Raw genomic sequence first — 15,344 nt, forward strand, 5'->3', positions numbered from 1 at the left:
GAAACGCGAGTAGTACGAGGCGCGGGCAAACCGGCCGGCTACACGTCGCACAGCTGCACGGCCTTGCGCAACGAAGCTACTTTGTCGGCTTGCTTGGGAATAAATTCCTGGGCCACGTAGCCTTTGAAGCCTGTGGCCTTAATGGCGCGCATAATGGCCGGATAATTCAGCTCCTGCGTGTCGTCGATTTCGTTGCGGCCGGGCACGCCCGCGGTATGGTAATGGGCAATGTAGGCGTGGTGGTCGGTGAGCGTGCGGATGACGTCGCCCTCGTCAATCTGCATGTGGTAGATGTCGTACAGCAGCTTGAAGTGCGGGGAACCCAGCTTTTTGGCCAGCGCCACGCCCCAGGCGGTGCGGTCGCACTGGTAGTCTTTGTGATTGACCTTGCTGTTGAGCAGCTCCATCACCAGCACCACCTTGTGCTTGGCCGCCAGCTCCACCAGCGGCGCCAGGCCTTTCACGGAGTTGGCCAGGCCGGTTTCGTCGCTCATGCCGCGCCGGTTGCCGCTGAAGCAAATCAGATTCGTGTAGCCGGCTTGCGCCACCCGCTGAATCATGGCCGCGTAGTTCTTCTGCAGCGTGGCGTGAAACTGCGGGTCGTTGAACCCATCGGTTAGGTTGATTTCGGCGCCGTTGCACATCGATGAGTCCAGTCCATGCTTTTTCAGGGTGGGCCAGTCGGTCGGGCCCACCAGGTCGATTCCCTTAATGCCAATGCTTTTGGCTGCCACGCACAGCTGCTCCACCGACAAGTCCTGGAAGCACCAGCGGCACACCGAATGGTTGATATTGCCCTTTAGCGCAACGTTCTCGGGCTCCTTGTTTTCGGGCACAAACGAGCTCAGGCTGCCCGCGGCACCGGCCGCCGCCGTGCTGGTCAGGATGGTTTTGATGGCTGTGCGGCGCGAAGGAGGCGTGGGCATGTGCGAGTACTGATGTGGCGAAAAGCGTGAAGAATACAACGTGGATACTTTGGGCCGTCGTGTGAAATCTTTAACCCACTATGTACGAGAACCCCGTCCTGTCGAGCGCAGCCGAGACATCTCGCGTGGGGTAGTAACCCAACTGTCTGTCATGCTGAGCTCGCGAAGCACCTTATCCCAGCAGAACTAATCGTTGAGGCGTGATAAGGTGCTTCGCAAGCTCAGCATGACAGATATCTAGCAACGAAGCGAGCGAGATGTCTCGGCTGCGCTCGACAGGACGGGGTTCCACAATACACTCGAAATAAACGGCGCGGAGCTTACTTCAAGCTCAGCACGTACTTCGCCATCTCGCGGGCATCGGCCTCGGAAATGTTCGGGTGCGGCGTCATGGGCACCGCGCCCCAGTTGCCGGCGCCGCCCTTGATGATGCGGCCCGCCAACATGGCAATGCTGGCTTCGTTGTCGGGGTATTTTTCGGCCACGGCCACGTAGGCGGGGCCCACCAGCTTCTCGTTTTCCTTGTGGCAGCTCAGGCAGTCGGACGCCGCGATGAGCTTGGCGCCGGGGGCCAGCAGCCCGCCCGAGCGCTCGGTGCCAATCTTGGTAACGCTGGTGTCGGCCTGCGGCTGGTGGGCCACGGCGGCGGTGTTGGCGCCCGCGGTGCTGTCGGCCTTCAATGGCAACGACGACGCTTCTTGCTCACCGCGGGCCTGGTCGGGGCCGTCTTTTTGGTAGCCCGAGTTGCAGGCGGCAAGGGCGGCGCAAAGGCCGAGGAATAGGGTAATTTTTTTCATGGCACGCGGACGCTAGATACCGAGCACGGTATTGTTGAGGGTGGGGTTGGGGGCGGTGGCGGCAAAGTCGTCAAAGGCCTTGTCGGTGACCCGAATGATGTGGTCGCGGATGAAGGCGGCGCCTTCGCGGGCTCCGTCTTCCGAATTTTTGATGGCGCATTCCCACTCCAGCACGGCCCAGCCGGGGAAGTCGTACTGCGCCAGCTTGCTAAAAATGGCCTTGAAATCAACCTGTCCGTCGCCGAGCGAGCGGAAGCGACCGGCCCGGTTCAGCCAGGGCTGGTAGCCGCCGTACACGCCCTGCCGCCCCGTGGGGTTAAACTCGGCGTCCTTGACGTGGAACATGCGGATGCGCTCGTGGTAGATGTCGATGTACGCCAAGTAATCGAGGCACTGCAGCACAAAATGCGAGGGGTCGTAGAGCAGGCAGGCCCGCGGGTGTTGGTTGACTTCATCCAGAAACAGCTCGTAGCTCACGCCGTCGTGCAGGTCCTCGCCGGGGTGGATTTCGTAGCACACATCCACCCCACACTCGTCAAACGCGTTGAGGATGGGCGTCCAGCGACGACCCAGCTCCGCGAAGCCGGCTTCCACCAGCCCGGCCGGCCGCTGGGGCCAGGGGTACACCGTGGGCCACAGCAACGCCCCGCTGAACGTGGCGTGGGCCTGCAGGCCCAGGTTCTGCGACGCCTTGGCGGCGTACTTCAGCTGCTGCACGGCCCACTTCTGCCGCTCGGCGGGGTTATTGCGGTAGGGCTCGGGCGCAAAGCCGTCGAACAGTTGGTCGTACACCGGGTTCACGGCCACCAGCTGCCCCTGCAGGTGGGTCGAAAGCTCGGTGATTTCCAAGCCTGCGGCGTTCACCACGCCCTTGATTTCGTCGGCGTAGGTTTTGCTCTCGGCCGCCTTTCGCAGGTCGATGAAGCTGGGGTCGCTGGTCGGGATTTGCACCCCCTGAAACCCCAGGTTTTTAGCCCAGGCGCAAATGCCTTCCAGGGTGTTGAATGGCGCTTGGGCACCCATGAACTGGGCCAGGAAAACAGCGGGTCCTTTGATGGTTTTCATAGGTAGTTTAAACGGCGAAATCGGTCCATTTCTGGTCGGAGTGGCCCGAGGCAATAACGTTTTCGATGAAGGCCATGCCCCGCACGCCTTCTTCCAGGCTCGGATAGTCGAGCGCCTCGGGCGGGGCTGGCTGACCGGCTAGCTCGGCCTGTAGGGTCAGGGCAAAGTTGCGGTAGAGGTTGGCGAAGGCTTCGAGGTAGCCCTCGGGGTGGCCGGCGGGCGTGCGGGCGTTGTGCTGCGCAAAAGAGCCCACGTAGCCCGTTCCCGTCCGCCGGATTTCGGCGGGCCGGTCGGGCCAGCGCACTAGCAGGGTGTTGGCGTCGGCCTGCTGCCAGTCGAAGCCGCCCCGCTCGCCGTAGGCCCGGATGCGCACGTTGTTTTCTTCGCCGGCCGCCACCTGCGTGGCCACCAGCACGCCACTGGCGCCGCCCGAGAGCTTGAGCAGCACGGCCCCGTCGTCGTCGAGCCGGCGGCCGGGCACCACCACGTTGATGTCGGCGCAGAGCCGCTCCACTTGCAGGCCGGTCACGTACTCCAGCAGGTTGAAGGCGTGCGTGCCGATGTCGCCCATGGCCCCGGCCACGCCGCTGCGGGCGGGGTCGGTGCGCCAGGCGGCCTGCTTGTTGTCGCCGCCTTCCTCAAAAGCGCTAAGCCAACCCTGGGGGTACTCCACGTACACCTTGCGGATGGGCCCAAACGTGCCCGCGGCCACCAGCTGCCGGGCTTCTTTCACCATAGGGTAGCCGCTGTAGGTGTGCGTCAGGCACAGCTTTTTGCCGCTGCCGGCCGCCACTTGCTGCAGCTGCTTGGCTTCGGCCAGCGAGAAGGTCATGGGCTTGTCGAGGATGACGTGGAAGCCGCTTTCCAGGGCTTGTCGGGCGGGTTCGAAGTGCAGGTGGTTGGGCGTGACGATGGCCACCACCTGCACCCGCTCGGCTTCGGGCCGCTGCTGCTCCTGCGCCAATAGCTCCTGGTAGGAGGCGTACACGCGGTCGGGGGCCAGGCCGAGCAGCTGGCCGGTGGCGCGGGATTTCTCCGCGTCGCTGCTGAAGGCACCGGCCGTGAGCTCATACAAGCCATCAAGGGCGGCGGCCATGCGGTGGATAGCGCCGATATAGGCTCCCTGTCCGCCGCCAATCATGCCCAATCGTATTTTCATAAAAGCTTGTTATTTGTAGTGTTACGGGTGTATTATTCCTTAAGCATGTTCCTTAATTAAAAAAACCGGTCCTTTCTTGACCGTCATGTCGAGCGCAGCCGAGACATCTTGCGTGCAACGGTAATCCAACTGCCTGTCATGCTGAGCTCGCGAAGCACCTTATCCCAGCAGAGCTAATCGTTGAGGCATGAGAAGTTGCTTCGTAAGCTCAGCATGACAGAATTCAGCATGACAGATATCTAGCAACGAAGCGAGCGTCATGTCTCGGCTGCGCTCGACATGACAGTCTTTTCATGCCCGACAAGGTGCTCTTTCTATTTAAAAACAAGTCTAATGCATTAGGCTCATGTGGCATCCGCGTGGCCGAAGCACCTCTACCGATTCGTTGCAGCGAATCAAGCATACCACCATACTCTTGTTGAAGAGATGCTTCGGTTGAGCGGAGGTCACATGAGGAGGATATTAGTTAGACGTTCTATACTTCGACGCGAACGTTGGCCTCGGCTAAGCTTATTTCTTCGGCTTTGGCTGGCACATTCTGGTCTTTAAAAAGGAGCAGGAACACGGCCAGCACGGCAGCAGCAATGCCGGCCGGAATCAGCCAGATGGTTTGCCAGTCGTGTAGGTCGGCGGTGGTTTTGTAGGCGTCCACAATCTGGCCCGAGAGCAGCGAGCCAATCAGCATGCCCACGCCGTAAGTGGCCAGGGTAATGAAGCCCTGGGCGGCGCTCTTGGACTGTTCGCCGGCGAGGTTGTCGGTGTAAATCTGGCCGGTGACGAAGAAGAAGTCGTAGCAAATGCCGTGCAACACAATGCCCGCAATCAGCATCCAGTAGGACGAGTTACCGTCGCCGTAGGCAAAAAACAAGTAGCGCACCACCCAGGCCAGCATGCCGATGGCCAGCATTTTCTTGACGCCCAGCCGGACGAAAAACACCGGAATCAGCAGCATAAACAGCACCTCCGACACCTGGCCCAGGCTCTGCACGCCGGCGGCCGATTTCATGCCCACTTCGTTCAAAAAGGGGTTGGTGAAGCCGTAGTAGAACGACAGCGGCACGCAGATGGCCACCGAGGCCAGAAAGAAAATAAGGTAGGAGCGGTTTTTCAGCAGGCCGATGGCTTCCAGGCCCAGGAGCTGGCCCACGCTGCTTTTGCCTTCTTTTTTGATGGGCGGAGTGGGCGGCAGCGTGAAGCTAAACAGCCCGAGCAGCGCCGAGGCGCCGGCCGCCATGCGGAAGGTGAGCACAAGGCTGCCGTTCTGCTCCCAGTTCAGCCAGCCGATGGTGAGGCCGGCAATAATCCAGCCCAGCGTGCCCAGCACCCGGACGTTGGCGAATTCCTTCTGCGGGTTTTTCATCTGCCGGAAGGAAATGGAATTCACCAGGGCCAGCGTGGGCATGTACACTATCATGTAGCTGAGGATGTAGGGGTAGAACGCGCTGAAGTCGGCGGCCGACGAAGCCAGCCAGAGCAGGGCGGCTCCCAGCAGGTGAAGCACGCCGAGGATTTTTTGCGCCGAAAAGAACCGGTCGGCAATCAGCCCGATAATGAAGGGCGCCACAATGGCCCCGATGGACTGGGTAAGAAACGCCGCGCCCACCTGCGTGGCGGTGGTGTTGAGGTTCTTGAGTAGGTAGGTCCCCAACGTCACGAACCAGGCGCCCCAGATGAAGAACTCCAGGAACATCATCAGGGATAATTTGAAGCGGATAGTAGGCGTCATGGGCAAGTGGATTGGGAATGGAAAGGTGATGAAGGCGCAGGACGAATCAGGCGGGGGGGATGGTTCAAGCAAGTGAACGTCATGCCGAGCGGAGCCGAGGCATCTCGCTCGCTTCGTTCAACGATTAGATTACTGCTGCACGCGAGATGCTTCGGCTACGCTCAGCATGACGTTCTTTTACCTCAGGACGTAGCCCAGGCCCGGTCGCCTTTTTTGTAGGGCACGTCGCCGTCGTAGCGGCCGGGCACGGGCTGGTAGCGCAGGGCCTGGGTGGCGCCCACTTCCGAGGTGAAGTAGCCCAGCAGCGTGAGCTGCTTCATCATCCGGAAGTAGTGGCTGGGGTCGTCCGGGCGCTGGTTGGCGGTGAAGGCTTTTTGCTCGGCGTCGAGGGTTGTGAGCAGGGAGGTGCGCTGCTTGGCGTCGCAGGCCAGAAAGCCCTTGCCGTGCTGCTTCTGGCACGCCTCATCGAGCTTGGTAAGGCCGGCGAGGAAGATTTTCTGGTCGGCGGGAGCGTAGCAGTCGCGCACCATCACGGCCATAAAGCTGCCCACTTGCGCGGCTTTTGCACCCGGCGTGGCGGTGGTGGGCAGAATGGTTTCGCCGACTTCGTCGAGGAAGCTAACCTGGCTCGGGTTGAGGAAGGGCTTTTCTTCGGCAACGGGCTTGCCGGCTTTCTCCTCGGTCTTGGCGGTGGGCGAGGAGCAGCTGCTCAGGAAAAAATCGGCTCCGATAACGGTGCCCCCCATCAGGAGGGCAACGCGGGCGAGGGCGTCGCGGCGGTTCATAGTGGCGAGGAGTTAGAGGTTTTGCTTGTTGAGTTCGCTCACGGCGTGGTCCACGGCCCGGGCCGTGAGGGCCATGTAGGTCAGCGAGGGGTTTTGGCAGGCGGCCGAGGTCATGGCCGCGCCGTCGGTCACGTACACGTTGGGAGCGTCCCACACCTGGTTGTGCTGGTTGAGCACCGACGTTTTGGGGTCCCGGCCCATGCGGGCCGTACCCATCTCGTGGATGCCGCCGCCCATGTTGTAGCCGCTGTTGTAGGGCTTCACGTTCTTCAGACCGGCTTTTTCTAGCATCTCCTCGGCGTCCTGCATCATGTCGATGCGCATTTTCTGCTCGTTGTCGCGGATGGAGGCGTCGATGGCCAGCACGGGCAGGCCCCACTTGTCTCGCTTGGTTTTGTCGAGGGTCACCTGGTTGTCGTGGTAGGGGAGGGTTTCGCCGAAGCCTGTCAGGCCCATGGTCCACTTGCCCGGCTCGCTGAGTGCGTCCTTATACTCGCCGCCGATGTTCATCTCGGGGATTTCGCGGGCCCAGCCCTCGCGGCCGGCGCCGCCCTGGTAGCCAAAGCCGCGCAGGTAGTCGCGCTTGTCGCCGAACAGGTTGCGGAAGCGCGGCACGTAAATGCCGTTGGCCCGGCGCCCGTACACGTACTTGTCGTCGAAGCCGTCCACGTCGCCGCGGGCTCCAGCGCGGAAGTGGTGGTCCATCAGGTTGTGGCCTAGCGCGTTGCTGCTGCTGCCCAGCCCCCCGGGCCACACATCGGTGGCCGAGTTCATCAGCACCCAGGTCGAGTTCAGCGTGGAGGCGTTGAGGAAGATGACCTTGGCGAAGTACTCGTAGGTCTGGTTGGTTTCGGCGTCTAGCACTTCCACGCCCTTGGCGCGCTTGGTGTCCTTGTCGTAGAGAATCTTGGTGACGATGGAAAACGGCCGCAGCGTGAGGTTGCCGGTGGCCACCGCCGCGGGCAGCGTGGCCGACTGCGTGCTGAAGTACGCCCCAAATTGGCAGCCCAGCCAGCACTTGTTCTGGTACTGGCAGTTCACGCGGTTGTGGTGGGGCTGGGTGATGTTGGCGGTGCGGCCAATCACCATGCGCCGGTGCTCGTAGTGTTTTTTGAGGCGGGCGGCCACGTGCTTCTCCACCACGTTCATTTCCATGGGCGGCATAAACTCGCCGTCGGGCAGCTGGGGCAGCCCTTCCTTCGAGCCGCTGATGCCGGCAAACTTCTCCACGTAGCTGTACCACGGGGCCAGGTCTTTGTAGCGAATGGGCCAGTCCACGGCGATGCCGTCCTTGGCGTTGGCCGTGAAATCGAAGTCGCTCAGCCGGTACGACTGCCGGCCCCAGGTGAGGGAGCGGCCGCCCACATGGTAGCCCCGGAACCAGTCGAAGGGCTTTATTTCCACGTAGGGGCTTTGTTTTTCGTCCACCCAGTAGCTCAGGTTGCTTTCGTTGAGGGTGTAGTCGCGTTTCAGCACGGGGTGGTCCTCTATCATCTGCTGGGTTTTGCCGCCGCGGTGGGGCAGCTCCCACGGAGCCTTGGGGGTGTTCACGTAGTCCTTGACGTGCTCAATGTTGCGGCCCCGCTCCAGCATGATGGTTTTGAGGCCTTTTTCGGTCAGCTCTTTCGCGGCCCAGCCACCCGAGATTCCCGACCCAATGACAATGGCGTCGTACGTATTCTTATTCATGTTCAGCTAGCAAGTGGTGAGGGAATTGGAGCGGCGATAGCCGCGCGTATCATTCGGGCGTTGAGAAAAGAATCAGCTCGGGCAGGTTGTCATCGGCTCGGCTGCAAGGATACTGTGGGTGCCTGGCCCGGGGCTGTACTTCGGCGTTTTGACCACCGGGCGCAGGCAGAAAAACAGGGTGTCTAATTATTCCATGCGAGCCGTAACCGGGCTGCCGGAGTACGACAAGGTAGCCGCTGGTTGCGCATCGGCATCGAAAGCGGCGGGCTTATTCTTGCCCACCCACACCACCCGGAAGGTGCGCTGGGCCGCCATGCCCGGAAACGTGCCTTGGCGCTCGCCCACGGTAAGGGTTTTCGTCTTTTCATTGTAGCTCAGCGGGATGGTGGCGAAGGCGCCTTTCTCGTAGTTGTAGTTCACGTTTTCGTCCTCGTAGAGCGTGAACTGCGCGTCGCGGCCCGTGTACACATACAGCGTAATGGGGTCGGCCACCTTTTCGGCGGCGTATTGCAGCGCCGGGCCAAAGGGCACAATGGAGCCTTCGCGCACGAAAAGCGGCATGCGTTCCAGCGGCGCTTCCACGGTCCGCTTTTGCCCCCCGGCCTGGTACTGCCCGGTGTGAAAATCAAACCAGCCAGTGCCGGCGGGCAGGTACACTTCGCGGCTGCGGGCTCGGTAATCCGTTACGGGCGCCACCAGCAGGCTGGGGCCGTACAGGAACTCGTCGCCCACGTTTTTCACCGATGGGTCGGCGCCAAAGTCCATCATCAGGCCCCGCATGATGGTGCCGTGCTGGTGGTGGGCCTGCCCGGCCAGTGAGTAGATGTAGGGCATCAGGCGGTAGCGCAGCTGGTCATAATACAGCATGCTCTGGTAGGCCGGGTGGCCAGCGGGCGCAATGTTGTAAATCTCGCGGAACGGAAACTGCCCGTGCACCCGGAACAGGGGGCAAAAAGCGCCGTACTGGAACCAGCGGGCATTTAGCTCGCGCCACTCCTCCAGGTCGGTCGCGTTGGGCTTTTCGTAGCGGCGCTCCACGGCAAAGCCGCCGATGTCGGAGGTCCAGTACGGGATGCCCGAAAGCGAGAAGTTGAGGCCGGCCGGAATCTGGTTTTTGAAGTCTTCCCAGCGCGAGGCAATGTCGCCGCTCCAAATGGCGGCCGCGTAGCGCTGCGAGCCCGCGTAGCCCGAGCGTGTGAGCAGAAACACGCGCTGGTTGGGTGCCGTGGCGCGCTGCCCTTCGTAGATGCCCTTGGCGTTTTGCAGCGGGAAGGCGTTGAAGTACTGCGTACTCGAGCCAATGCTGGGCGCCATCAGCGCCTTGCGGGTCCGCACGTTGGTGTTGGAGTAGATGTCGGGCTCCGAGGCGTCCATCCACCAGGCGTCGACGCCCTTGGCGAAGAGCTTGGTGTTCATCAGGTCCCAGAACGCGGAGCGGGCCTTGGGGTTGAAGGCGTCGTAGAACGTGGATGTATAGCCCGGTGCTATCCAGTCCTTGGTGCGGTTGGCGATGTTGCGCGGGTAGAGGTAGCCTTTGGCCTTGAAGTCGTTGTATACCGGGATGCCTTCGTAAATCTTGGCCCACACCGATATCATGAAGTGCAGGTTGTCGCGCTCGTGCAGGGTCTTCACCATGCCGTCGGGGTTGGGGAAGCGGCTGGGGTCAAACTCCTGGCTGCCCCATTCGGCGGGCTTCCAGTAAGACCAGTCGAGCACGATGTTGTCGAGCGGAATCTGGCGCTTGCGAAACTCGGCGGCCACGTCCAGCAGCTCGGCCTGGGTTTTGTAGCGCTCGCGGCTCTGCCACAGGCCCAGGGCCCACTTGGGCATCATCGGAGCGGGCCCCGTGAGCTGGCGGTAGCCAGCAATGACTTCGTCGGGCGTGCTGCCGCGCACGAAGTAGTAGTTTAGGTCGGGCCCTGCTTCGGACTTGAAGCCGTACTCGAGCTGGCTTTGGCCAGCGAGCGGGCCCAGCCACTTCAGGCCCAGGTAGGACTCGCCGCCGTCGGGGTCCCACTCCATTTTCAGGGCATACTTGCGGCCGGGCACCATGTCCAGGGCCACCACCGAGGTGCCGGGGTTCCAGGCTTGGCGCCACTTGTCCACTACCAGCTTCCCGTCGAGGTAGAGCTTCACGTAGCCCGCGTTTTTGAGCAGGAAGTGGTGCTTGCCCGCCACGCCCGAGGCCACGCTGCCTTCCCAGGTGGCCAGCGCCTGGTCCAGCTTCAGGCCAGCGGGGAAGTTCTTCTGGTCTTCCAGGTACTCGTACTCAACCACCGATTCCGGCCGCTGCACGATGACTTGCTTGGGGTTTTTCTTCTGCACGTAGGTGGCCGTGAGCCAGCCCGGAGTCCCATCAGCGGCGTACAGCTGCAGGGTAGACAGCGGCTCGTAGTCGCGCGTGTCGCTCACCTTCGTGATGGAGTAGTTGTCCCACAGTATGCCGTAGTTCCGGCTCGACACCAAGAAGGGCACGGCCACGTCGGTGTTGTTCTGGGCCAGCTCTACCTGCTGGCCGCGGTAGTTCATGGTGCCATTCTGGTGCTGGCCCAGCCCGTAAAGCCCTTCGTCGAGGGGCGACTCAAACACCTGCTCAATTTGGTAGAGGCGCTGCCCGTCAGCCGTGGTGGGGGCAAAGGTTTTGCCGCCATTTTTCCGCTCCAGCAAAATGGGCTGGCCTTTGGCATCAGCGAAGCGGATTTCGCCCGTCGTGAGCGATACCGTGGCCGTGAGGTCGTCGGTGCTGAGAAGGCCCTGGCCTTTCTTTTCGCGGTACTGCCACTTCACGGGTGCCCCCGTTTGCGGCACCACCATCAGGCTTGGCTGCGACGACACCGTGTCGAGCGGGCTGGCCTGCACGTGGAGTATTTTGCTGGACACCACCTGCAGCCGCAGGGTCCGGGTCGCGTCGGGGGTGACCTGGGGCAGGTGAATCACGATGCCATCGGCCTGCTTGAGCACCTGGGCTTTTTGGGCTGTGGCTTGAAGGGCGGGTAGCAGGCTCGCCAGCGCTAGCAGGGCAACGGGATGAGAAAAGACGGTTAGGGACATAAGCACGGGAATAGACCGGCAAGGGGCTCTGGCCGGTCGTGCCAGGTGAAGAGGGTAGAGGTGGGTTTTGCTTCCACTGCTTGGGCGCTCCGGGAGTACCTAAGCGGTGGTGGAGCTTGTAGTAAAGGCCGCTTTGACAGGCTTTACAGCGTTAGGCTGCCGGTGAGGCGGATGTCGCGCGAGGAGCTACCCACCAGCACATCAAACTTACCGGGCTCGAGCACCCACTTCTTCTGCGCTTCGCTGTAGAATTGAAAAGCTTCCGAGTCCAGCGCCACGGTCACCGTTTTACTTTCGCCGGGCTTCAAAAAGACTTTTTGGAAGCCTTTCAGCTCCTTTTCAGGGCGCTTAACCGAGGACTGCTCGTCGTGCACATACACCTGCACCACTTCGGCGCCGGCGGTTTTGCCGCTGTTGGTCACGCGCAGCTTAACTGTGGCACTCTTGGTGCCGGGCGTCACGCTCAGCTGGTCGTACTTGAAGGTGGTGTAGCTCAGGCCGTGGCCGAAGGCGAACTGCGGGGCCACCTTGTAGGTGTCGTAGTAGCGGTAGCCCACGAAAATGTCGTCTTTGTAGGTCTGCTTTAGCGGGTTGCCGGGTGTGCTAGGGTACTCGCCGAGCTTGTGAGCCGGCGAGTCTTCCAGCTTCACGGGGAAGGTGACGGGCAGCTTGCCCGAAGGGTTCACGTCGCCGAACAGAATGTTGGCCAGCGCGGTGCCGCCCTCCATGCCGGGGTACCAGGCTTCGAGGATGCCCTTGGCCTGCGCCGCCCAAGGCGAAACGTCAATGGGCCCGCCGCCCAGTAGCACCACCACCGTGTTGGGATTGGCTTTGAGCACGGCCTGCACCAGCTCGTCCTGCCCAAAGGGCAGGTGCAGGTCGGGCTTGTCGGTGCCTTCGGCGTCGTAGGCGTTGTCGCTCCACTTGCCGTAGTCGTAGCCGTGGAACGAGCCGCCTACATACACCACTACCTCGGCCGCCTTGGCCGCGGCCACCGCTTCGGCAATCAGCGCCGGGTCGGCCTTTTGGTCGCGCGCTATGGTGTAGCCGGGGGCGTATGTGACGGTCACCTGGCTGCCCAGCTCATTCTTGAGGCCCTGCAGGGCCGATATTTCGTACTTGGCCTTCACCTGCCCGCTGCCGCCGCCCATGGCGTTTTCGCGGGTGGCGTTGGCCCCGATGACGGCCACAGTTTTCACCGTCTTCTTCAGCGGCAGGAAGTTGGCCTCATTCTTTAGCAGCACGATGCCTTCTTCGGCCACTTTGCGGGCCGTGGCCTGGTGCGCAGCGGTGTTGTAGGCGCCGGGTTGGCGCTTGGCGCCCTCCAGCATGTTGGTGGCGTACATCACCCGCAGAATGCGCCGCACCTTGTCGTCAATGAGTGGCACCAGCGTGGGGTCTTTTTTTGCGGCTTCCAGCGCCGCGTCGCCGAAGTAAAACTGGTCGTACAAGGGTTTGGCCGGGGCGGGGGTGCCCGCTCCGGTGCTGGCCGTGGCCGTTTGGTCCACGCTTTTGTTCATCAGCATCAGGTCGGTGCCCATTTCCAGGTCGGTGCCGTTGCGCAGGGCCTCCATGGTATTGTGCACCGAGCCCCAGTCGCTCATTACCACGCCCTTAAAGCCCCACTCGTCCTTCAGAACGGTGTTCATTAGGTAGTCGTTGTGGGTAGCGTAGGTGCCCCGGAACTTGTTGTAGGAACCCATCAGCGAGTACACGCCGCCCTGCTGCACGGCAGCCTTGAAGCCGGGCAGGTAGATTTCGCGCAGCGCCCGCTCGCTCATGTCCACGTCGATGTCGTCGCGGTGGGTTTCCTGGTTGTTGGCCGCGTAGTGCTTCACGCAGGCGGCTACCCCCTGGTCCTGCACTCCACGGATATAACCCACTACCATCTTGGACACCAAAAATGGGTCCTCGCTCTGGTACTCAAAGTTGCGCCCGTTCAGGGGAGCGCGCATGATGTTGATGCCGGGGCCCAGGATAATGTCCTTGCCGCGGGCGCGGGCCTCGCGGCCCAGCACCGAGCCAAATTCGTATCCAAGCTCGGGATTCCAGCTCGAGGCCAGCACGTTGCTGCTGGGCATGTAGGTGCCAGCATCGTTGGCGCCCACCGGGGGCCTCCAGTTGCGGCCCTGCTCGGGTCGCACGCCGTGCGGCCCGTCGGAAGTCATCACCTCGGGAATGCCCAGCCGCTCAATGCCACCCGCCGCGAACGCCGAGTTGGCGTGTATCATCTTCACCTTTTCTTCCAGTGTCATCTTCTTGAGCAAGGCGTTGACCTTGGCGTCATTGGCGGTAAGCGCCGCTTGTTTGTTCTGGGTTGGGGCTGGGCTTTTGGCCGCAGGGGCGGGCTTGCTTTGGGCCAGGCTGGCGCCCGTGACGAGGCAACCCAGGGCAGTGCCCAGCAGGGCGGCAAAGCAGGGAGAGGAAGGAGACATGCGAATCGGGTCCGTGAGTAGGGTGGTGGAGAAAGGCAACAGGAGTTTGTCAGGTCTTGAGGCCGAAGGCTTCAATGGAGTTGTTGGCCCTCGGCGGGCCGCAAGCAAAACGCCGGGGAAAAGCAGCACCGCGGGCGGGTGGCTGCTTTGCCCCGGCGTAATTAGTGCCGCAGAGCCGCGCTACCGAGAAGGGCGGCAGCGGGTTGGCTTAGTAGCCCGGGTTCTGGGTCAGGTTGGGGTTCACGTCGCGCTCCGCCTGCGGAATGGGCATCACGTCGTTGAACGGCTTAATGCCCTTGGCAACCAGGGTGGGGTTGGTAAGCAGGGTTTTTGTGCGCTTCAGGTCGTACCAGCGGTCCATCTCGAAGGCTAGCTCGTAACGGCGCTCTTTCAGAATAGTGGCCTGGTTGGTATTGGTAGCGGCGGGTAGGCCCGCGCGACTGCGCACTAGGTTGAGGGCATTTAGCGCACCGGCTCCGCCAGCCTCGGCCTTAATCAAGTACACTTCGGCAAGGCGTAGGATGGGCACGTTCAGGGGTGAATCCCAGATGGTAGACAAGGTACCGGCGTAGAATTTACGAATGTTGTAGCCGTTGGGGCTTCCCTGCAGGCTTGCGGGCTGCACCTGTACTCTGCCCTGCGCATCCGTAGGGCCGTCCGTGTATAGGTCACCAGGCACGAATACGGTTGGGGCCTTGCGCTTGTCGCCGGCCTCGTAGCCATCCACAAATTCCTTCTCGGGGATATTGTAGCCGTAACCGCCGCTGCTCACCACGTAGGGATTGCCGAAGAAGCGGGCACCCCAGAATTCGTTGATGGCCGAGCCCGGTCCTTCGAGAATGTAGGCATTCTGGCCACTTTTGAACTGCACCTCAAACAGTGATTCCTGGCCGTTTTCGTTGGTTGGCTTGAAGTTGTCGGCGTAGTCGGGCCACAGCTTTTTGCCATCGGCTAGGGCCGCAGTGATGGTTGCATCAGCCTGCGTGGCCGCTTTGGGCATGTCGCCCTGTGTGAGATACACTTTGGCCAAAATACCCATTGCCGAGAGCTTGCTAGCCCGGCCGATGTCGTCGCCAGAGTAGGTCGAGGGCAAAGGCAAGTTTTTGGTGGCCTCGGTCAGGTCGATGATAATCTGGTCATACACTTTCGCTGCTGGGTCGCGGGTTACGCTGGCCGCAGCTGCTGGGCTCTCGGCGGGGGTCAATACCAAGGGCACGTCGCCGTAGGTGCGCACCAGGTAGAAGTAGTACAGGGCCCGCAGAAACTGCGCCTCGCCCAAGCAGCGGTTTTTAATAGCCGGGTCTATCTCCGTAATGTTCGGTACGCGCCGTAGCACTTGGTTGGCGGCCCCGATGCCTAGGTAGGCCCGCTGAAAGAGGTCAGTGGTATTGACGTTGTTGGGCGGAATAGAAAAGTTTTCTACCTGCTGAAACTCGATTCCGTCGGTGCCGCCCCCGCCGCCGGTGGTGGAGTTGTCCGACATAATGTCCATTATCCACAGCGCGTGGTTTACAAAGCCGGCCTGTTGCAGCTGCGTGTACGCAGCAGTAGTGGCCTGAATGGCAGCAGTCTGGGTTGTGTAAAACGTCTCGGTCGAGGCCTGATTGCGAGGCTGTAGTTCCAAGTAGTCCTTGGTGCAGCTGGTGCCAAACAACCCCAGCGTGAGTAGCGCAGTACCTAGGGCTCGCTTTTTTAAAGTTAAAGAGTTCAT

The 15,344-nt window shown here is 61.6% G+C and carries 10 protein-coding genes; all 10 read right to left on the reverse strand.

The features are described from left to right. Window positions 1–38 precede the first annotated feature (38 nt). The 10 genes from BMZ66_RS16640 to BMZ66_RS16685 all read right to left on the reverse strand — a co-directional run bounded on the left by BMZ66_RS16640 (window position 39) and on the right by BMZ66_RS16685 (window position 15,344). Window positions 39–926 (reverse strand): hydroxypyruvate isomerase family protein, encoded by an 888-nt coding sequence (locus tag BMZ66_RS16640; RefSeq protein ID WP_092676243.1) that lies wholly within the window; start codon window positions 924–926, stop codon window positions 39–41. A gap of 320 nt (window positions 927–1,246) precedes the next feature. After that, the gene (locus BMZ66_RS16645; protein WP_092676246.1) at window positions 1,247–1,723 is read right to left on the reverse strand and encodes a c-type cytochrome; all 477 of its coding nucleotides are present in this window, start codon (window positions 1,721–1,723) and stop codon (window positions 1,247–1,249) included. A 12-nt stretch (window positions 1,724–1,735) separates the two neighbouring features. Further along, a complete protein-coding gene (locus BMZ66_RS16650; protein ID WP_092676250.1) occupies window positions 1,736–2,788 on the reverse strand; it encodes a sugar phosphate isomerase/epimerase family protein in 1,053 nt (350 codons plus the stop codon). Window positions 2,789–2,795: 7 nt separating this feature from the next. Beyond that, the gene (locus tag BMZ66_RS16655) at window positions 2,796–3,947 is read right to left on the reverse strand and encodes a Gfo/Idh/MocA family protein (protein WP_214607017.1); all 1,152 of its coding nucleotides are present in this window, start codon (window positions 3,945–3,947) and stop codon (window positions 2,796–2,798) included. A gap of 475 nt (window positions 3,948–4,422) precedes the next feature. Beyond that, on the reverse strand, window positions 4,423–5,673 hold the full coding sequence (locus tag BMZ66_RS16660; protein WP_092676254.1) for a nucleoside permease: 1,251 nt from the start codon (window positions 5,671–5,673) through the stop codon (window positions 4,423–4,425). A gap of 182 nt (window positions 5,674–5,855) precedes the next feature. Then, the gene (locus tag BMZ66_RS16665; RefSeq protein ID WP_092676257.1) at window positions 5,856–6,458 is read right to left on the reverse strand and encodes a gluconate 2-dehydrogenase subunit 3 family protein; all 603 of its coding nucleotides are present in this window, start codon (window positions 6,456–6,458) and stop codon (window positions 5,856–5,858) included. Between the two features lie 12 nt (window positions 6,459–6,470). Further along, window positions 6,471–8,147, reverse strand: coding sequence for a GMC oxidoreductase (locus BMZ66_RS16670; protein WP_092676260.1), 1,677 nt, complete (start codon window positions 8,145–8,147; stop codon window positions 6,471–6,473). Between the two features lie 186 nt (window positions 8,148–8,333). After that, window positions 8,334–11,198: a TIM-barrel domain-containing protein gene (locus BMZ66_RS16675; protein WP_092676263.1), complete on the reverse strand. Its 2,865-nt coding sequence runs from the start codon at window positions 11,196–11,198 to the stop codon at window positions 8,334–8,336. 143 nt (window positions 11,199–11,341) lie between these two features. Further along, window positions 11,342–13,633: a glycoside hydrolase family 3 C-terminal domain-containing protein gene (locus BMZ66_RS16680; RefSeq protein WP_177204772.1), complete on the reverse strand. Its 2,292-nt coding sequence runs from the start codon at window positions 13,631–13,633 to the stop codon at window positions 11,342–11,344. Between the two features lie 208 nt (window positions 13,634–13,841). Then, window positions 13,842–15,344, reverse strand: coding sequence for a RagB/SusD family nutrient uptake outer membrane protein (locus BMZ66_RS16685; protein ID WP_092676265.1), 1,503 nt, complete (start codon window positions 15,342–15,344; stop codon window positions 13,842–13,844).

This window comes from Hymenobacter arizonensis (assembly GCF_900115775.1).
Lineage (GTDB): Bacteria > Bacteroidota > Bacteroidia > Cytophagales > Hymenobacteraceae > Hymenobacter > Hymenobacter arizonensis.